This is a genomic window from Parasphingorhabdus sp., assembly GCF_036963805.1.
Lineage (GTDB): Bacteria > Pseudomonadota > Alphaproteobacteria > Sphingomonadales > Sphingomonadaceae > Parasphingorhabdus.
Window position 1 is genome coordinate 57,226 of sequence record NZ_JBALUN010000003.1, and the last position, 18,647, is coordinate 75,872.

The 18,647-nt window shown below is 51.7% G+C and carries 19 protein-coding genes; 10 read left to right on the forward strand and 9 right to left on the reverse strand.

Features of this window, described 5'->3' with window-relative positions:
- Positions 1–78: 78 nt before the first annotated feature.
- The 4 genes from ssb to V7676_RS10235 all read right to left on the reverse strand — a co-directional run bounded on the left by ssb (position 79) and on the right by V7676_RS10235 (position 3,609).
- Complete coding sequence (gene ssb, locus V7676_RS10220; protein ID WP_335659612.1) at positions 79–624, reverse strand: single-stranded DNA-binding protein; 546 nt, start codon at positions 622–624, stop codon at positions 79–81.
- 51 nt (positions 625–675) lie between these two features.
- Positions 676–2,535 carry a ferrous iron transporter B gene (feoB, locus tag V7676_RS10225; protein WP_335659613.1) on the reverse strand — a complete coding sequence of 620 codons (1,860 nt, stop codon included), beginning with the start codon at positions 2,533–2,535 and terminating at the stop codon, positions 676–678.
- Between the two features lie 3 nt (positions 2,536–2,538).
- Positions 2,539–2,805 carry a FeoA family protein gene (locus tag V7676_RS10230; protein ID WP_335659614.1) on the reverse strand — a complete coding sequence of 89 codons (267 nt, stop codon included), beginning with the start codon at positions 2,803–2,805 and terminating at the stop codon, positions 2,539–2,541.
- 126 nt (positions 2,806–2,931) lie between these two features.
- Positions 2,932–3,609: a COQ9 family protein gene (locus V7676_RS10235; RefSeq protein WP_335659615.1), complete on the reverse strand. Its 678-nt coding sequence runs from the start codon at positions 3,607–3,609 to the stop codon at positions 2,932–2,934.
- Positions 3,610–3,750: 141 nt separating this feature from the next.
- Here V7676_RS10235 and V7676_RS10240 point away from each other — a divergent pair, with 141 nt between their 5' ends.
- Complete coding sequence (locus V7676_RS10240) at positions 3,751–4,848, forward strand: alkene reductase (protein ID WP_335659616.1); 1,098 nt, start codon at positions 3,751–3,753, stop codon at positions 4,846–4,848.
- Positions 4,849–4,866: 18 nt separating this feature from the next.
- Here V7676_RS10240 and V7676_RS10245 read toward each other — a convergent pair whose 3' ends face one another.
- Entirely contained in the window at positions 4,867–5,322 is a 456-nt protein-coding gene (locus tag V7676_RS10245; RefSeq protein WP_335659617.1) for a DUF1465 family protein, read from the reverse strand.
- 160 nt (positions 5,323–5,482) lie between these two features.
- Positions 5,483–5,686: a YdcH family protein gene (locus V7676_RS10250; protein WP_442955428.1), complete on the reverse strand. Its 204-nt coding sequence runs from the start codon at positions 5,684–5,686 to the stop codon at positions 5,483–5,485.
- 189 nt (positions 5,687–5,875) lie between these two features.
- Between V7676_RS10250 and V7676_RS10255 the strand changes: the two genes are divergently transcribed.
- The 7 genes from V7676_RS10255 (at position 5,876) to V7676_RS10285 (ending at position 14,873) form a co-directional block, all read left to right on the forward strand.
- A complete protein-coding gene (locus V7676_RS10255) occupies positions 5,876–6,034 on the forward strand; it encodes a YdcH family protein (protein WP_335659618.1) in 159 nt (52 codons plus the stop codon).
- 430 nt (positions 6,035–6,464) lie between these two features.
- Positions 6,465–8,747, forward strand: coding sequence for a phosphoenolpyruvate--protein phosphotransferase (ptsP, locus tag V7676_RS10260; RefSeq protein WP_335659619.1), 2,283 nt, complete (start codon positions 6,465–6,467; stop codon positions 8,745–8,747).
- A 175-nt stretch (positions 8,748–8,922) separates the two neighbouring features.
- A complete protein-coding gene (locus tag V7676_RS10265) occupies positions 8,923–9,795 on the forward strand; it encodes a helix-turn-helix domain-containing protein (RefSeq protein ID WP_335659620.1) in 873 nt (290 codons plus the stop codon).
- A gap of 102 nt (positions 9,796–9,897) precedes the next feature.
- Positions 9,898–10,779, forward strand: coding sequence for a tetratricopeptide repeat protein (locus V7676_RS10270; protein WP_335659621.1), 882 nt, complete (start codon positions 9,898–9,900; stop codon positions 10,777–10,779).
- 25 nt (positions 10,780–10,804) lie between these two features.
- Entirely contained in the window at positions 10,805–11,752 is a 948-nt protein-coding gene (gene tilS / locus V7676_RS10275) for a tRNA lysidine(34) synthetase TilS (RefSeq protein WP_335659622.1), read from the forward strand.
- Between the two features lie 147 nt (positions 11,753–11,899).
- Positions 11,900–13,852 carry an ATP-dependent zinc metalloprotease FtsH gene (ftsH, locus tag V7676_RS10280; RefSeq protein ID WP_335659623.1) on the forward strand — a complete coding sequence of 651 codons (1,953 nt, stop codon included), beginning with the start codon at positions 11,900–11,902 and terminating at the stop codon, positions 13,850–13,852.
- A gap of 157 nt (positions 13,853–14,009) precedes the next feature.
- A complete protein-coding gene (locus V7676_RS10285) occupies positions 14,010–14,873 on the forward strand; it encodes a sterol desaturase family protein (protein ID WP_335659624.1) in 864 nt (287 codons plus the stop codon).
- Positions 14,874–14,885: 12 nt separating this feature from the next.
- Here V7676_RS10285 and rpoZ read toward each other — a convergent pair whose 3' ends face one another.
- Positions 14,886–15,233 (reverse strand): DNA-directed RNA polymerase subunit omega, encoded by a 348-nt coding sequence (gene rpoZ, locus V7676_RS10290; protein WP_335659625.1) that lies wholly within the window; start codon positions 15,231–15,233, stop codon positions 14,886–14,888.
- Positions 15,234–15,388: 155 nt separating this feature from the next.
- Here rpoZ and V7676_RS10295 point away from each other — a divergent pair, with 155 nt between their 5' ends.
- Together V7676_RS10295 and V7676_RS10300 are read left to right on the forward strand one after the other, a co-directional pair.
- Positions 15,389–16,615 (forward strand): phospholipase D-like domain-containing protein, encoded by a 1,227-nt coding sequence (locus V7676_RS10295; RefSeq protein WP_335659626.1) that lies wholly within the window; start codon positions 15,389–15,391, stop codon positions 16,613–16,615.
- 371 nt (positions 16,616–16,986) lie between these two features.
- Entirely contained in the window at positions 16,987–17,880 is an 894-nt protein-coding gene (locus V7676_RS10300; RefSeq protein ID WP_335659627.1) for a serine hydrolase, read from the forward strand.
- Positions 17,881–17,904: 24 nt separating this feature from the next.
- Here the strand turns inward: V7676_RS10300 and V7676_RS10305 are convergent, their stop codons facing one another.
- Positions 17,905–18,099 (reverse strand): hypothetical protein, encoded by a 195-nt coding sequence (locus V7676_RS10305; protein ID WP_335659628.1) that lies wholly within the window; start codon positions 18,097–18,099, stop codon positions 17,905–17,907.
- 119 nt (positions 18,100–18,218) lie between these two features.
- On the reverse strand, positions 18,219–18,518 hold the full coding sequence (locus V7676_RS10310) for a circumsporozoite protein (protein ID WP_335659629.1): 300 nt from the start codon (positions 18,516–18,518) through the stop codon (positions 18,219–18,221).
- Between the last annotated feature and the right edge of the window lie 129 nt (positions 18,519–18,647).

The window sequence follows — 18,647 nt, forward strand, 5'->3', positions numbered from 1 at the left end:
CGGTTGTCAGGGCAAGCCCTTCCACTATTCGCCGATTAGGTGCCAAGTTGCCGGTTCAAATCCGACAAGTGCTGACCTCTAGAACGGTACGTCATCATCCAGATCGCTGTCAAAAGCCCCGCCGCCTTGACCACTTGGCGCGCCGCCACCGCCTGTGCTGCCCCAACCATCGTTGGAACCACCACCTGATCCGCCGCCCGAACCGCCGCCGCTCCAACCGTCGTTGCCACCGCCACCTTGGCCGCCGCCTGATCCACCCATGCCGCCGCCGGGACGAGAATCGAGCATTTCAAGCTTGCCGTCAAAGCCCTGCAAAACAATCTCGGTCGAGTAACGGTCATTGCCAGACTGGTCTTGCCATTTGCGGGTTTGTAGCTTGCCTTCAATATAGACCTTGCTGCCCTTACGCAGATACTTCTCAGCGACACCCGCTAAGCCTTCTTGAAAAATAGCAACACTGTGCCATTCCGTCTTTTCCTTACGCTCGCCGGTATTTTTATCTTTCCAGCTTTCGGAAGTCGCGATGCGCAGATTGCAGACCTTGCCACCATTACTAAACGTACGCACTTCAGGGTCGGCACCCAGATTTCCTACAATAATAACCTTGTTAATGCCGCCAGCCATATGCTTTTCCCCTTGGAATTTTTGTGATGTTTGCGAGTCTCTTGGGGGTCTTTACAAGCCCAGTGCGACCGCAGTCCAGTATGTAATACCTGCCGCAACATATGCCAGCGCAAAAAGATAAGCGAGCATGAAAATGGGCCATTTCCATCCGTTGGTTTCTCGGCGGGTCACAGCAATGGTCGAGATGCATTGCGGGGCAAATACAAACCATGCCAAGAAAGCCAGCGCCGTTGGCAGCGACCAGCGGCTTTGCAGTCGTTCAGTCAGCGATTTGGCTTCGGCTTCCTCATCGGGTGCATCAATCGCATATGTTGTCGCGAGAGCCGCAACAGCCACTTCACGCGCTGCCATGGCGGGAATCAAAGCGAGAGCAATATCGCGGCTAAAGCCAATTGGCGCGACTACCGGTTCGATCACATTGGCAATCCGGCCCGCAGCGGAATAATCCACCTGACTCATCGGATTATCAATCGGAACTTTCGGATAGCTTAGCATCACCCACAACACCACTGTTGCCGCGAAAATAATCGTACCCGCACGGCGCAGGAAGATCCACGCCCGCTGCCAAAGGCCTAGTAATACATCGCGCAAACGCGGTAATTGATATTTCGGCATTTCCATCAGGAAACCGCTATTGGGTCCCTTGGTCACGGTGCTGCGCAGTACCAGCGCGACAATCATCGCGCCGATAATGCCAAATATATAAAGTCCAAACAGAACCAATCCCTGCAATCCGATCCCCGCACCCACGTCGCGTGCAGGGATGAACGCGCCGATGATGATCGCGTAAACCGGCAACCGCGCCGAACACGTCATCAGCGGCGCGACCAATATGGTGGTCAACCGGTCTCTAGGATCCGCGATGCTGCGCGTTGCCATGATGCCCGGAATGGCGCAGGCAAATGAGGAAAGTAGAGGGATGAAGCTGCGCCCTGACAGGCCCACACTGGCCATTAAGCGATCCATGATAAAGGCCGCACGGGTCATATAACCGCTGGCTTCCAACAATAATATGAACAGGAACAGGATTAAAATCTGCGGTAAAAAGACCACCACCGATCCAACGCCGCCAATTGCGCCCTCGATGATGAAATCGCGCAAGAAGCCCTCTGGCAGATTAGCTTCGACAGCGGCAGCGACCCATTCGCTTGCCTGTTCGATCCAGCCAATCGGCGCGTCGGACCAAGCGAATACAGCCTGAAACATCACGAACATAATCGCGATCAAAATGATAGGGCCAGCAACTGGATTCAGGAGCAAAGCATCGGCGCGCTCGGACCATCGGCGACCGGCCGTTTCCGAAATCACTACCGAATTGGCTATTTTCTTGGCCTGTGCGCGTAGACCGTGATCGCGTTCTTTGGAAATTACGATATTCTGCTGGTCAGTTTTCTGAGCAAGCCGTTCTTCGATCGCAGCAGATAATTCGTCAAGGCCGCGGCGACGCACAGCAACCGTGGGTACAACCGGAACGCCCAGCGCCGCTTCCAGCTTCTCGGCATCAAGCGTCAATCCATCCCGTTCGGCGAGATCTATCATGTTGAGCGCAACGATGACCGGTCGGCCCAGTGCGATGACTTCCAGCGCAAAACGCAAATGATTGTCGAGATTGGCGGCATCCAGCACGATAATAATCGCATCCGGTTTTCGCTCCCCTTTTTGTTCGCCCATGACGACACTGCGCGTTACCGCTTCGTCAGGGCTAGTCGGATCAAGGCTATAGCTGCCGGGTAAATCAACCAGCTCGACATGCTGGCCACCGGGCAATTTGAAGTGGCCGGATTTACGTTCGACCGTAACACCGGGATAATTTGCGATTTTCTGACGCGCACCGGTTAGCGCGTTGAACAAAGCGCTTTTACCGGCATTGGGGTTGCCCGCGAGGACAATAAGAGGCTCTGATTCACTCATATATTAGGCCGGAATGACCACCGATATGGCCGACGCATGGGATTTGCGAATAGCAATCATCATTCTTCCGACTTTAAGAGCAATAGGATCATTAAAACCGAACATACCTTTATGCAGCTTTTCCACCGAGACTCCTTCATCAATGCCCAAGGCACGGAGCCGCGCGCCTTCATTCTCTGACATGGATTCCCAATCGACGGATAGAATCTCGGCTGGCTGGTGCATCGACAGGCGATCCAGCGTAATTGCAAATGTCACGGGTGCATTCATAAACAAACTCAATAACCTCAGTTGCGACTGATTATCAATATTGATTGTCTATGGCGAGTCTTTTGTTTTTTAATTCCCGATATTTTGTCGATCCTCTTAATAGATCCAGCCATTATAGGCCAACGATCATGCCCCGCGATAGCGCAGCCGCCCGACGAAACGGGCCATGCTGAAACGGTCACCGCCGGGCCGAATAATCTTGGCTTTCACCTTCTCGAACTGCATGATATTTTCTATCCGCCGGTCAAGAAACGCAAGGGTTTCAGCATAATCATCACTTTCATCGTCAAGAAACACGCTGATTGTGCTGCCATACACGGCCGATAAAGTTGTTCGCTTCGTATAATAATTAAAGTCGGTCGCGCTATCCCCGGCGAGCCGCCACATCTTGTCTGCTGCTCGCCAGCCCAGTTTGGCGGCCTTTCGCAGGTTAGGCGGTGCAGCGAGGATGGCCAACGCCCTGCGCATCCCTTCACGCTCCGGTTTCAATATTTCCAACCGCGCGGCGACAAGCGCCGTTATCCGCTCCCGAATTTTCATTGCAGTAAGTTGCTCTTCGGAAAACCTTGCCGCCATAGCTTGGTCAACCGATTGAAACCACGCATCAATCATGTCAACAGGGCCGTCATTAAACGCCAAGCCCGCCATATCGACATCAACACCGGCTTGCCGTGCCGCTGCCGTCACCGCCTGCTCGTTCCAGCCATCAAAGGCTGCTTGTGATGCCAAAAGCGGCGCGAGATAATCGCGAACCTCGTCCAAAGTCGCGTCTTCGCGTAACGGTTCTCGATTTTTGGGCAGCATGTCATGTTTTCCTTGCATGTCGGTCGATCAACAAAAGCGATATAGGCTGAAAGAAAAGATTTTCAAACCATTGCATTGCAAAGCGCCACTGGCCTGATTAGCTATTCATCACGCGATTAAACAGAGCGAAAGGCCCGATATATGAGCAAATTATTCGACCCTATCACACTGGGTGCCATCGAAGCGCCCAACCGTATGCTCATGGCTCCCCTAACCCGTTGCCGTGCGACAATGGAACATGTGCCAACTCCAATCATGGGCGAATATTATGCGCAGCGTGCGGGTGCCGGCCTAATAATCTCCGAAGCCACCGGTATCAGCCAACAAGGGCTGGGCACACCCTTTGCGCCAGGTATCTGGAACAACGAACAAACGGAAGCGTGGAAACCGATTATCGAACAAGTCCATGCAGCCGGCGGAAGGATCATTTGCCAGCTTTGGCATATGGGCCGGATCGTCCACTCCGATTTTATCGGCGGAGAAAAGCCCGTTTCGGCTTCTGCAACAACTGCCCCCGGCAGCGTGCGCACATATCAGGGCAAGCGTGATTATGTAGAAGCCCGCCCCTTGGAGTTGAACGAAATTCCGGGCTTGCTCGATGATTATGCCAATGCTGCTGAAAACGCGAAAAAGGCCGGTTTTGACGGTGTGCAATTGCATGCTGCCAATGGATATCTAATCGACCAGTTTATCCGTTCTGGCACCAATCTGCGTACCGATGAATATGGCGGCTCCATCGAAAACCGCATCCGCTTGCTCGGGGAAGTGACGCAACGGCTGGTCGATATTTGGGCCCCCGACCGTGTCGCCGTCCGACTTTCTCCCAATGGCGATTCACAAGGGGCCGACGATGCGACGCCGATAGAAACATTTACCGCTGCGGCAAAATTGCTCGACAGCATTGGCATTGCGTTTCTAGAGCTGCGCGAACCACCGGCACATGGCACCTATGGCAATACCGACATACCGGCGGTTAGCCCCGACATTCGTCCGGTTTTTCACAGACCACTCGTGCTCAACAGCGATTATTTTTACGATAACGCGACAGAGGCTTTGGCAAATGACAAGGCCGATGCCATCAGCTTTGGCCGGACATTCATGACCAACCCTGATCTACCAGAACGCTTCCGCGTTGGCGCAGAGCTCAACTCCATCGACTTTACGCCATCATGGTATAGTCAGGGTGCTGAAGGCTATGTGGATTATCCGACAATGGAACAGGATAAAGAAGCCGCTTGAGGCGAATAGCTTATAAAATCAAAATGAACTTTGGAGTCGCCGGAACATATTATGGACCGGTGGCTCTGATATTTCCAGATACTCCAGCCGATCCGAAAGACGTTCGAGCCGCAGAAAAAGCTCTTCACTGGCGTAAATAATCTGACGGGCTTCTTCCGGGAACAGCTTCACCATCGAATCGTCACTGGTGGCAGCATAGCCTAGTTCCCGATCATGGTTCCATGCCTCGCCATCAGTAAGCTCTTCACTATGAAGTGCTTTTTGATTTAACAACCATGCAATACAATGCATTAGCCGTGTGGTTACCTTCAGAGATTCACACGAAAATGCCACTGATAGCGTCGCTTCATTCTGACATTCGTCATTAAACCGACCGGATTCAAAATAGGAGCGCGCCTCATCCGCGAGCACCATAGACTCGGTATAAAGTGCATCCAGTAATTTGGGTGTCATCAATGTTTCGTTGTCAGCCATCAGCAATGTGTAGCAAATTTTATATGATCAAGGACAGTTAAAATTCGGAAGCGACAGGGTTAATTTGCTAGATGTTTCAATGTGACACGTCCCACGGCAAGGGGTTAATTGATGCATAAAAACAGTTAACATGGCGGACATGCGCCAAACGCAGGGGGCTTTAAGCAATAATATCCGGAATCAACTGGTTTTCAATTTGGATAATCCTGTCGCGTAAATGCAATTTTCTTTTTTTGAGGCGCGCCGCACTCAGCTGATCGTGCCCCCCTGCTTCGACCAGTGCCATGATCGCATCATCAAGGTCCCGATGCTCCAATTTCAGCAGTTCAAGCCGCTCTAGCAACTCTTGATCGCTTATCGCCATATTGGATCCATTCGCCCCTTGCATGCTTGCAACAAATTTGTCATCTTCACTCTATTCACGGTATATGTCGAAACCAAGACAATTTATCCGTGAACATAGTCTGTGGCTTAATCAGAAGCCCAGACAAGATGAAAGGGACAATCGCAACCACTTTCAACTCAGTATCCCTATAATTATCAGGAGAATATTATGGATCAGAATTATGTGTCAGCCCTGCGTGGAAAGCACGAAGCCCTAGACCGCAAAATCAACGACGAAGAGGCTCGACCGGTTCCAGACACTATTCGACTCCATGAACTGAAAAAACAGAAGCTCCGATTGAAGGACGAGTTACTAACAGATGCCTAATCCCTGTTTTTGATTTAGTATAAAATTGGACCGATATTTAATCGGGCCTAATGACACCCGCAAATTAAACTAAATCATACCGGTCATTGACTTACTCACCGGTTTTCCAAAATCTTGGACATGCTTATCGGAGAGGACTATCTCTGGACCTCAAAAGGGAACTAATAGGTACGAAAACGCCCCGTCGGGACAATAGCCGACGGGGATTTCGGCCTCATAACGGGATATATTGTCCCGCTTGCACAGCACTAAGACATACACCCCTAAAAATGCTCCAATTTGGACAAGCTTGCTTGCCATTAGGAACTGTATCAGCCTGAATCGCCCTGAATACCTGGAATAAACAACAGGACAGACCTCCTTCCATATTTCTAACTCCTGGCCGGTTTTGCATATCGCGCCTCCCCACGGTTTCTGCTAGATCATCAACATGGACATAAAAACCAACCCCAGTCTTGCAACCGCTCGTAATATATTAGCTGGACTGCGATCCATCATGGCCTCCCCCGGCAATGCGCAGACAAAACTTAATCATGTAGTGGAAACCATTGCCGAGGCAGTCAGCAGCGAGGTCTGCTCCATCTATTTGCGCCGTGAAGGTGTGCTGGAGCTATTCGCCACACACGGACTTAATCAGGAGGCTGTCCATGTCACCAAATTGGCTTTTGGCGAAGGCCTAACCGGTTATATCGCGAAAAATGTTGAAACCTTGAATCTGGACGAAGCCGCCAGCCATCCGGATTTCCAATATCGTCCAGAAACAGGTGAAGAAAAATTCCATAGCTTTGCTGGCGTCCCAATCATCCGGAACCAACAGGCAGTGGGCGTATTATGCGTTCAACATATGGATCCACGCAAATATTCCGAAGCGGAGATCGAATCCTTCCAGACCGCTGCCATGGTGCTCTCTGAATTAATTTCCAACGCCGAACTGATCGACGACGACTCCCCCGAGAATCCAACGGCTTATAATGACGGAGCGGATAGGCTCAGCGGGTTGCAACTGGTGAAGGGCAAAGCCAGTGGATTTGTCGTCTTCCACCAGCCGCGCGTGAAGATTGAACATACTGTCGCTGAAGATACGGAGGCTGAGCGCCACAGAGTCTATTCCGCCTTTGACAAGATGCGCAATCAAATCGATCAAATGACCAATCAGGCCGAATTCGGTGTGGGCGGCGAACATGAAGAGGTTTTGCAAACCTATAAGATGTTCGCCTATGACGAAGGCTGGAGCCGCCGGATAAATGAAGCGATTGACAGCGGTCTGACCGCCGAAGCGGCCATCGAGCGCGTGCAGCAGCATACCCGTATGCGCATGCGCCAGATTGATGATCCATTGCTCGCAGAACGGATGCACGATCTGGAAGATCTTGCCAATCGGCTGTTACGGATTGTCTCTGGTCAGATGGGTACTGCCGCGACCATGGGGCTTCGTCAGGACACCATATTGGTTGCCCGCAACCTTGGTCCAGCAGAATTGCTCGAATATGATCGCAGGCGCCTGAAAGGCGTAGTGCTGGAAGGCGGATCATTAACCGCACATGTCACAATCATTGCCCGGGCGATGGACATCCCGATATTGGGCCAGGTCAAAAATGTGCATCAGGTTGTGCGTGAAAATGACCATTTACTGCTGAATGTCGATGATAATGCGCTGTTCGTCCGTCCCAGCCAATCTATGCAAGATGCGTTTGAGACCCAGATTGAGCTGACCCAGAAAAAGCGGGCGGCCTATACTGAGTTAAGAGATAAGGAACCGGTCACAAAAGACGGCACGCGCGTCACGCTTAATATTAACGCGGGCCTCCGCGACGATATGGCCATGCTGAATCTAACGGGTGCAGATGGCATTGGTTTGTTCCGTACAGAGTTTCAGTTTCTCGTCGCCGCAAATATGCCGGGCCGTTCCGGACAACTGCGTTTCTATCGCGATGTCCTCGATGCCGCTGGCGAAAAACCGGTCATATTCCGCACGATTGATATTGGCGGTGACAAGCCATTACCCTATTTTCAGGCAAGCGAAGTTAAGGAAGAAAATCCCGCGATGGGCTGGCGCGCGTTGCGGATTGGGCTGGAGCGTGATGCCCTAATGAAAGTTCAGGCGCGCGCGCTTATTCTGGCAGCGGCCGGACGGAAACTCAACGTCATGTTCCCGATGATTGCCGAACCTTGGGAATTTGACGAGGCCAAGGCCGTGTTCGAAAAGCAGCTTGATTATTTGCGCAGCCGAAAAAAGCAATTGCCGCTGGAGATCCGCTATGGCGCTATGCTTGAAGTTCCAGCTTTGGCAGAATGTCTGGACCTGATGGCACCGCGGCTCGATTTTCTGTCTATTGGCACCAATGATCTCACCCAGTTTTTGTTTGCCGCCGATCGGAGCAATCCGAAACTGGCCGAACGTTTCGACTGGCTGAGCCCTGCCGTCCTGCGCTTCATCGGCCGCGTTTCCAAACAGGCTGATGAACTCGATATCCAGCTTAGCGTATGCGGTGAAATGGGAGGACGCCCGCTTGAGGCGCTCGCTTTATTGGGGCTGGGCATCAAACGCCTGTCGATCACGCCGGCTTCCGTTGGTCCGGTCAAAGCAATGGTCCGCTCCCTAAACTTGGACGCAGCCAAAGAGCAGCTTCAGGCCATGATAGCTTCTCCGCCGGACGATCCCAGAGTTGTATTGCTTCAATGGGCCCACGATCAACAAGTGGCCCTTGATTAACCAAAGCGTGTAACAACTGGTATCAGATTATTCCAAAAGCCCGCGCAGTCCGGTAATTACTATTTGAAAGCTAGGGCTATACTAGTGATAATCATTGACTTTTTAACGATCCAATGGCTCTCTATGCTATCAGTAACATCGGGGTCGCACCGCGGACCGGCCGGAGGAGAGTATAGTGGCCGAAGACAATAACGTAGAAGAAACAGAGGCCGAAAATGCCGAGTTAAGCCTGCACAGTTCAGGAGAGATGCTGCGTCATGCGCGGGAACAGAAAAACCTGAGCGTCGAAGATATCGCAAAGACCACGCGTATTCCGCAACGTCATTTAGAATCAATTGAATCCGGTGACTTCGGTGCATTGCCCGGCCGTACATATGCCATCGGTTTTGCAAAGTCCTATGCCCGTACCGTGGGCCTGAGCGAGGTCACGATAGGCAGCCTGATCCGCGAAGAAATGGACGATCAAGGGCATAACGCCTATGAACCAGAAATCAGCGGCTATTCCCCTGCCAACCCCAGCAATATGCCGCCCAAATATCTGGCTTTTACCGCAGCTGGCATCGCCGCCGTTTTGCTGATCGGCTTTTTGGTATGGCGGACATTATTTCTGGAACCCGATGATTTCATTAATGCCGGGTCAGAAACGGAATTTGTCGATAATAGCGCCAATGATGGCGTGATCGACGGGGCGATTGAGCCCGTAGGTCCGGCTCCATCTGTCACGGGCACGGTCATCTTGACCGCAACCGAAACTGTCTGGCTCAAAATATATGACGAAGATGGCGAACGGCTATTTGAAAAAGAAATGGCGACCGGAGAGAAATATACCGTGCCCGCCGATGCCAAGGGACCGCAAATCCTCACTGGTCGGCCTGATGCATTAACTGTCACTATAGACGGCGAAGTGGTTCCCCCGCTCGGTGCCGCGGATCGCACGATCAAAGATGTTGGCATTAGCGCAGCCGCGTTGCTCGCCCGGAGCAATCCCGGCGGATCGACAACCGACAATGCCGGCACCGCGGCAGGTGATGAGGATGTCCCAGAATAGACGGACCGTTCGACCGCTCGTTGCCGCTATCATCTGCCGTAATACTATTTACTTTCCTACGGTATTTATGGTTAACACCATCCATATATTTGGAGGCTATCTATGAAATCCGTCCTGTTCTCAATTTTCTTCACTACCCTATCGGCCAGCACGTTGGTCGCAACGCCGCTTGCCGCTCAAGACAATAATGTCGACAATCGGGTAAATCGGCTGGAAAAAGAAATGCGGGCGGTGCAACGAAAAGTATTTCCCGGTGGTTCGTCGCAATATTTTGAGCCTGATATTAAACCCGATGCAGCAGCGCCGATAACGCCCAACAACACCACTTCCGCGGTTTCCGATCTAATAGCCCGCGTGGACACTTTGGAACGCAGCCTCGCGTCCCTCACCGATCAGGTCGAACAAAATGGTTTCCGCTTGCGAAAGATTGAGGATAAACTGGCCGCTGCGACGCCGGCGGTTAGCACCACTCCCGTCACACCGCCGAGCACGACCACTGGAAGTTCTACCAGCAATGCGGCGCCAGCACCTGCGGCGAAACCCGCACCGGAACGCGTATCGGGCGTTGCGGCCATTGTTATGCCAAATAGCGGTGATGCTGGGGAAGATGCTTATATTTATGGGTACCGGCTATGGGAGGCAGGATATTATCCAGAAGCGCAGGTCCAACTAAAGAAGGCCAGCGCAAATTATCCCAAACATCGCCGGGCAAGCTTCTCTAAAAACCTGTTAGGCCGCGCCTATCTTGATGATGAAAAACCGGCCCTTGCCTCTGTTGCACTCTATGAAAATTATCAGGAACTTCCGCGCGGGGAACGTGCACCGGATAGCCTCTATTATCTCAGCACCGCGCTAGTCCAACTCAACAAAAAAACTGATGCTTGCCGCGTATTGGGCGAATTGCAGGATGTTTATCCAGACGAAGCGGCAGGCCGTCTGAACGGACAGGTGGCACGCGGGAAGGCAGCGGCAAATTGCAAATAGGCCGGCACACGATGCCGCAAGGGCAATGACACTCAGCGCGCTTGCCGATCGCTTTCGCGAAGCCATGGCAGCGCTGGTGCCCGGCTTTGAAAATAACGAAGCTATACTGGGCCTCGCCGTGTCCGGCGGACCTGACAGTCTGGCCCTGCTATTGCTGGCCCATGACTGCTTTCCTGACCGAATTAGCGCCGCCAGCGTCAATCATGGTTTTCGGCCAGAAGCCAGCGCCGAATGCGAATTTGTTGCGGCGCTTTGCGCGGAACGCGGCATCCCGCACCATATTTTAACACCCACCACCCCCATTCGCGGTAGCATGCAGGCGGAGGCACGCAAGGCGCGATATTCTTTGCTCAACACTTGGGTGGAAAATCGTAACATCACCTGGCTAGCCACGGCCCATCATGCCGATGATCAGTTGGAAACCCTTATCATGCGTATATTACGTGGCAGCGGTATCGACGGCATGTCGGCAATCCGCGCCAAACGGGGCCATATCATTCGCCCGTTGCTTTCCTATTCAAAGAATATGCTCGTAGAATATGTCACCGGACAGGGCATCAAGCCAGTGTATGATCCATCCAACAAAGATCAAAGCTATGACCGGGTGCGGGTGCGCGAAGCGCTGGCCCAGTTAACGGGCTTTGATATCAGTCTCGCCAGCCAGAGCGCGGCGGCGCTTGATGATGCCCGCGCAGCGATCCACTGGACAGTGGATCAGCTTGCAACGGGCCACATCAGCCGGACGGAAAATGGATGTACGTTGGATAAATTCGACTTTCCGAACGAAATTGTCCGGCGGCTTTTGTTAAAATGCCTGCATATTTGTGATCCAGCACTCTCGCCTCGGGGCAGTCAGTTGGAACCAATAATGAACGGACTCGCAAGCGGCGAGACCCTGACCATTGGTAATATATTGTGCAAAGGTGGAAATGTCTGGACGTTTTCCCCCGCACCAAAACGCAACATTAGCTAAATTTATCAGCTTTTTGCTCCGATATGTCCATATTCTATGAGACTGATTGGCAAAAACATTGCCGCTGATATTGTCATCCCGCGTAAAACGCCTATCTTTAAGGCATAATATTATCTCAAGCGACACCAACATAGGACGCAAGACATCATGAATGACGAACAGGATCCCAAGGAAAATCCGTGGATGAAAAGCATGCTCATCTGGGCAGGCGTCATCGTCGCGCTCTTGCTGACTGTGTCGATTTTTGGAGCAGGCACGGATACCGATGCCAATAGTGCAATCAGCTACTCCTCCTTTCGCGCAAAAATAGCCGAAGGTAGCGTCAAAACTGTCGCCATCGCTCCTGACCGGATTACCGGCCAACTGACCAATGGCGATAAATTCAGTACGACACCTGTCGGCAATGACCCAACCCTCGTCAAACTGCTTGATGAAAAAGGCGTTGAATATAGCGGCCAAGCCGAAGAAACTCCTAGTATTTGGCAATATCTGTTGATCCAATCACTCCCGTTCCTGCTCATTCTCGGCATAGCATTTTTCGTCTTGCGTCAAATGCAAAAAGGCAGTGGATCGGGCGCAATGGGCTTTGGCAAATCCAAAGCAAAATTGCTGACCGAAAAGCAAGGCAAGGTTACATTTGGTGACGTCGCCGGCATTGATGAAGCGCGCGAAGAATTAGAAGAAATCGTAGAATTTCTGAAAAACCCCGGACGCTTTTCGAAGCTTGGTGGGCAAATTCCCAAAGGTGCATTGCTAGTCGGTTCACCGGGTACTGGTAAAACCCTTTTGGCTCGTGCCATTGCCGGTGAAGCAGGTGTGCCGTTTTTCTCTATTTCCGGTTCCGACTTTGTTGAAATGTTTGTTGGTGTCGGTGCCAGCCGTGTCCGCGATATGTTTGAACAAGCCAAGAAAAGCGCCCCTTGTATCGTGTTTATTGATGAAATTGACGCTGTTGGTCGTCACCGTGGTGCTGGCCTTGGCAACGGCAATGACGAACGGGAACAGACGCTCAACCAGCTTTTGGTTGAGATGGATGGTTTCGAAGCCAATGAAGGCATCATCATCATCGCTGCGACCAACCGTCCAGACGTTCTTGACCCTGCCCTGCTGCGTCCAGGCCGTTTTGATCGTCAGGTTGTTGTTCCGCGCCCCGATATTGAAGGCCGTGAAAAAATCCTTCAGGTCCATATGAAGAAAGTGCCGCTGGCTCCCGACGTTGACGCGCGTACCATTGCACGTGGAACGCCCGGTTTCTCCGGTGCGGATCTCGCGAACCTTGTCAACGAAGCCGCCCTGATGGCTGCCCGCCGCGGCAAACGTCTGGTCGCTATGGATGAGTTTGAGACGGCCAAAGACAAGGTCATGATGGGCACAGAGCGCAGATCCATGGTTATGACCGAGGATGAAAAGAAAATGACCGCGTATCACGAAGCCGGTCACGCGATTGTTGCAGTTCACGAGCCTGCTTCTGATCCGATCCATAAGGCGACGATCATTCCGCGCGGCCGCGCTCTTGGTATGGTGATGCGCTTGCCGGAACGCGACAGCTACAGCTATCACCGTGATAAAATGCACGCGAACCTCGCCGTTTCTATGGGCGGCCGCGTCGCCGAGGAAATTATCTTCGGCTATGACAAAGTGTCATCCGGCGCATCGAGCGACATTCAATATGCCACCAAATTGGCCCGTGACATGGTCACACAATGGGGCATGTCGGATGAAATGGGTCCGTTGCAATATGAAGAGGAGCAAGGCGAAACCTTCCTAGGCTATTCACAATCCCAACGCATGCATATGTCCAACGAAACCGCCATGAAAATTGACAGCGAAATTCGCGGTATTGTCGATGCCGGCTATAATCGGGCCAAAGGTCTGCTGACCAAGCATGAAGATCAACTTCACTTGCTTGCCAATGCGCTGCTGGAATTTGAGACTTTGTCCGGCGATGAAATTAACGCGCTGATCGAAGACGGGAAATTCGAACGCCCTGATGGAGGTGTAATCAAGCCATCTTCCATTCCAACAGTTGGCACCTCGATTCCTAAAGCAGGCAAGAAGCGGAAAGGTCCATTTGGCGACCCGAAGCCCCAAGGCGCTTGAAACACGACTAAAATGCCGCTCATGGAATGAATGGCACCGGGCCTTCTTCAGAATTTGGAGGAGGCCTTTTTTTTGCATTTTGACCAAGGCCTATCTTTGATAACGCATCATATCGTCCATCCCTTGCGTCGGACGAGCTTAGCTGCGACAAATATGAATGTCCTTTCTGGAACAATATGAAACCATAGCAAGGCTTAGTGTCTTTGCCGGGATATTCTTGCTCATGGCTGTGCTTGAAATTGCGACGCCGCGCAAAAAGCCAGTGCTCGCCAAGGGTGCACGATGGTTCACCAATATATCACTAATCATTATCGATACGCTGACCCTGCGTTTGGCCATGCCGATATTGGCTGTCGCCATGGCTGGATATGCCGCCGAACGGGGCTGGGGTCTATTAAACTGGGTGGACTTACCCATTTGGATAGAGGCTATTATCGCGTTCCTGCTACTCGACATGCTCATCTACGCCCAGCATATTGCCTTTCACAAAATCCCGCTCCTTTGGCGATTTCATAAGGTTCATCACGCCGACCGCGATCTGGATGTGACTAGCGGAGCCCGCTTTCACCCCGTGGAAAGCCTACTCTCTATGGCCTATAAACTTATCTGTATAATACTAATCGGGCCAACCGCTTTCGCAGTTTTCCTATTTGAGGTCATATTAAACGCCGCGTCCATGTTCAATCACGCCAATGTGCGATTGCCGCTTGGGTTTGATAGATTACTCCGCCTGTTTATCGTCACACCTGACATGCACCGCGTGCATCACTCCGTCATCAAACGGGAAACCAACAGCAACTACAGCTTTTTCCTGACGCTATGGGACCGGGTTTTCGGAACCTATATCGCGCAACCTGAAAAGGGGCATGATGGCATGGTGATTGGCTTGTCGGAATATCAAGATAGCAAACCGGCCCATCTTATCTGGAGCCTGCTTTTACCATTTTCTCGCAAGAATGGCGCCGAAATAAAAACAGGCGGCAACTCAAAAGAGCGCCGCCCGGTTTTAAAATCAGATTAAATATCTAGCGGTTTAACGCCGGGTATACTCACCCGAAACACCTGCACTGCGCGGTGGCGCGGCAGCCGTCAAACGAAGTGCTTCAGCGGACTGGCTGATCGAACCAATCTCATCCGGCGTATCATCATCGTCAATCTGCACTTTCTGCAGTGACTGGATGAGGCTTTCTTCCAAATCTTTTGGTTTGACTGTTTCTTCTGCAATCTCACGCAGCGAAACAACCGGATTTTTATCGCGGTCGCGGTCAATAGTCAGTTCAGCGCCGCCGGAAATTTCACGTGCACGCTGCGCAGCAAACAAGACCAGATCAAAACGATTGGTAACTTTATCAACGCAATCTTCAACGGTTACGCGAGCCATAAGGCGCTCCTGATTCTCTAAAATTCATGAAAGAGGCCTGCATCTAAGGCTGTCGCGCCATTTTGTCAACAAATTGGATCATGCCGCCGGTCCTTTGTAAAGTAAGTGGAAGTAAAGTGATTGTCGCCTCAAGGCGAATAACCTATGCCCCAAATATGCTTCCCCCTGCTTCTGTACCCTATACCGACAATATATCTGTTAGCGATGCCCATGACAGCCAATGGTTTGAGGTCGACAGCAACAGATTGAAACTGGTCCAACGCCCTGCCGATCGATTGCGGGCACTGGTCAATCTCATCGAACAGGCCGAAGAAACGTTGAAGCTATTTTTTTATATGTTCGAAGGCGACGATATCGGACAAATGGTTCTGAACAAGCTGATCGACGCCTGTAGCCGCGGGGTGGCGGTTGAGCTTATGGTCGACAGCTTTGGTTCCAACGGCGCGCCAAAAGGGTTTTTCGATCCGCTCAAGGACGCCGGTGGCAGTTTTGCGGTATTTAGTCCGCGATTTTCAACCGGCTATTTTGTCCGTAATCATCAAAAGATGGTCATTGCCGATAACAGCCGAGCCATGATTGGTGGTTTCAATATTGCCGACCATTATTTCGATCGGCAAGCGACCAACGCCGAAAGCGAGGATGACGAAACCTGCTGGGAAGATTTGGGTATCATTGTCGACGGACCTCAAGTGATAAGGCTTAGCGACTATTACGCCCTGCTCTCAAACTGGGTGCGTTATAATAACGGCAATATCCGGATGCTGCAGAAAATGGTACGTCGGTGGGATGCCGGTAATGGAAATTTTCGTTGGTTGCTTGGCGGTCCTAGCAATCAGCTGAGTCGGTGGGCGGCGGCGATTAAATCGGATCTCGAGTTCGGCCAACGGTTGGATCTGGTGAGCGCCTATTTCTCTCCCGGGCAAGGTCTGTTGCGCCGGATTGCCCGCTTATCTAAACGTGGCGGCCAAAACCGGGTCATTCTTGCGGGGAAAACCGACAATCCTGCCACCATCGGGGCAAGTCGTCTGCTCTATTCCTATTTGCTGAAACGAGGCGCCCGGATATTTGAATATCAACCCAAACGACTCCATATGAAGTTAGTAATAGTCGACGATGCGGTCTATGTTGGCTCTGCAAATTTTGATTTGCGCAGCCTCTTCATCAATGTCGAAATGATGGTGCGGATTGAAGACCGGGCCTTTGCCGATCATGCCCGCAAGATTGTGGATGACATGAGCGCAAATGCTCTGCCCATCTCTAAAAAGCTACACAAGTCCCGCGCTGGCCTACTCAATCGCCTGCGCTGGATCTTATCCTATTTCGTCGTGAACATGTTGGACTATACTGTAACCCGCCGGTTGAATTTTGGTGTCAAAAAATAAACGCCGCATTTGGTCGCACAAGCAGAATCGTTCATCGCAAACAACGGTTCTGCCCCTGTTCAGGCTTATAGTAGTAAGTAAAATATAGTAGTAAGTAAAATAGAAATATGTCGTGATATTCTGGGTTTCTGCTGCCCGATGACATTCAAACAGGGAACGGTATTTAATTTATGCAATCTTTGCGCTTTCTAGTCATCCTTTTTTGCGTCAGTATTTTGACGGCCTGCGTCGCCCCTTCTAACGGGCGGCCGGTATCCGCAAACGACCAAGGGAAAACGGAGCGTCCGCGCTATAATAACCCCCCACCGACACAATCCCCTACACAGACACAAAATCGTCCCGACCCTATGCTAGAGCAGGAAATAGCCGACTTGTGGCGTAGCTTTCCGGGAACAACAGGCATAGCGGTAAGGAGCATCGACGGCGGCTGGAACATAGGTCACCGCGCCGATCAGAATTTCCCCCAGCAGAGCGTATCAAAACTTTGGGTTGCGATGACAGTGCTCGATAAAGTCGATCAGGGCCGCATTTCCCTATCCGATTCTATCCGTATCGGTCCGAATGACCTCACGCTTTTCCATCAGCCGCTGGCTGCCGAAGTAAAAAGCCAAGGCGGCGTGGTCAAAAGCGTATATACGCTGCTTGAAAGAGCCCTCGCCTATAGTGACAATACCGCCAATGATGCTTTGCTGCGTCATGCGGGAGGACCGGATGCGGTGAATGATTTTATTCGCCGCTCGCACCTCGGAAAAATCAAATTCGGCCCCGGTGAAAGATTGATGCAAAGCCAGATTGCCGGTGTAAAATGGAACCAAAGTCTTTCGGAAGGCCGGAAATTCTATACCGCGCGCGCGAACCTGCCGATTGAAACCCGCAAACAGGCGCTGGCCGATTATCTTGCCAACCCCATCGACGGCGCAAGCCCCGAAGCCATTGTGAATGCATTGGACCGGCTCGCCCGTGGAGAATTGCTGTCCGCAAACTCGAGCCAATTGCTACAAACCATTTTAAAACGGACCCACAGCGGACCCAATCGCCTGAAAGCAGGAGTGCCCTCGGATTGGGAGTTTCTCCACAAGACAGGCACGGGCCAAATTCTGGGAGCGGTTTCAACCGGCTATAATGATGTCGGTATCATGACCGCCCCTGATGGCAGCCGATATGCAGTGGCAGTAATGCTAGGGGATACAACGGCTTCCATTCCCGAACGCATGCGTCTTATGCAATCGGTAACACGTGCCGTCAGCCGTTATCACCGTCGGTAATTTTCCGAACCACTGCTAACCTGATTAAGGCTGCGGCGTAACGTCTCTTGCTTCCGAAACATCTACCAGCGGACGATTGCGTTCGTCCAACATTTCGGCCGCATCATCTAGCGCCTGTGCTTCGCCGACCGTAACGCCGCCCGGTCCGGGATCATTTTGAGAAGGGCCGCAGGCTACAAGTAATAATGGCATTGCAAGGGCGTAATTAAATCTCTTCATGATGATGACCTTTCGTCACTCGACTTCTCTTGGCAGAATAATATCATCTAAAGCATTTTGCAGAACAAAAAAAAGGGCCACCCGTAGGGCAGCCCTTTTTCAAAATATGTCGAAAAGACTTATTCAGCTACTTTCTTTGCAGCTTCAGCGGCATCTTTAGCAGCAGTTGCAGCTTCAGTTGTCGCATCTGCAGCAGCAGTTGTTGCGTCAGCAGCAGCAGTTGCGTCAGCAGCAGCTTCGCCCATGGCGTCTGCAGAACCTTCAGCAGTATCCATTGCTTCGCCAGCAGCTTCTTCAGCAGTTGCTTCTGTGCCTTCTACAGCTTCTTCTGCACCAGCTTCTGCATTATCAGCAGCACCTGAACATGCAGCTAGGCCAAGCGCAGCAGCAAGAACGATTGATGTTGTAACTTTTTTCATTGGGTAAACCCTTTACATTTCCTCAAAAACCACGCGAACAGAGGATATTCTCCGTTAACCTGCCCACGGTTTGGTCCTTTACCGCTATGCAAAAAGGATAGCAATCAAGAACATGATGCCCTTTGATCG

Coding starts and splice junctions, on each gene's coding strand:
- ssb (WP_335659612.1), bottom strand. CDS start 624: ATGGCTGGCGGCATTAACAAGGTTATTATTGTAGGAAATCTGGGTGCC.
- feoB (WP_335659613.1), bottom strand. CDS start 2,535: ATGAGTGAATCAGAGCCTCTTATTGTCCTCGCGGGCAACCCCAATGCC.
- V7676_RS10230 (WP_335659614.1), bottom strand. CDS start 2,805: ATGAATGCACCCGTGACATTTGCAATTACGCTGGATCGCCTGTCGATG.
- V7676_RS10235 (WP_335659615.1), bottom strand. CDS start 3,609: ATGCTGCCCAAAAATCGAGAACCGTTACGCGAAGACGCGACTTTGGAC.
- V7676_RS10240 (WP_335659616.1), top strand. CDS start 3,751: ATGAGCAAATTATTCGACCCTATCACACTGGGTGCCATCGAAGCGCCC.
- V7676_RS10245 (WP_335659617.1), bottom strand. CDS start 5,322: ATGGCTGACAACGAAACATTGATGACACCCAAATTACTGGATGCACTT.
- V7676_RS10250 (WP_442955428.1), bottom strand. CDS start 5,686: ATGGCGATAAGCGATCAAGAGTTGCTAGAGCGGCTTGAACTGCTGAAA.
- V7676_RS10255 (WP_335659618.1), top strand. CDS start 5,876: ATGGATCAGAATTATGTGTCAGCCCTGCGTGGAAAGCACGAAGCCCTA.
- ptsP (WP_335659619.1), top strand. CDS start 6,465: ATGGACATAAAAACCAACCCCAGTCTTGCAACCGCTCGTAATATATTA.
- V7676_RS10270 (WP_335659621.1), top strand. CDS start 9,898: ATGAAATCCGTCCTGTTCTCAATTTTCTTCACTACCCTATCGGCCAGC.
- tilS (WP_335659622.1), top strand. CDS start 10,805: ATGACACTCAGCGCGCTTGCCGATCGCTTTCGCGAAGCCATGGCAGCG.
- ftsH (WP_335659623.1), top strand. CDS start 11,900: ATGAATGACGAACAGGATCCCAAGGAAAATCCGTGGATGAAAAGCATG.
- V7676_RS10285 (WP_335659624.1), top strand. CDS start 14,010: ATGTCCTTTCTGGAACAATATGAAACCATAGCAAGGCTTAGTGTCTTT.
- rpoZ (WP_335659625.1), bottom strand. CDS start 15,233: ATGGCTCGCGTAACCGTTGAAGATTGCGTTGATAAAGTTACCAATCGT.
- V7676_RS10295 (WP_335659626.1), top strand. CDS start 15,389: ATGCTTCCCCCTGCTTCTGTACCCTATACCGACAATATATCTGTTAGC.
- V7676_RS10305 (WP_335659628.1), bottom strand. CDS start 18,099: ATGAAGAGATTTAATTACGCCCTTGCAATGCCATTATTACTTGTAGCC.
- V7676_RS10310 (WP_335659629.1), bottom strand. CDS start 18,518: ATGAAAAAAGTTACAACATCAATCGTTCTTGCTGCTGCGCTTGGCCTA.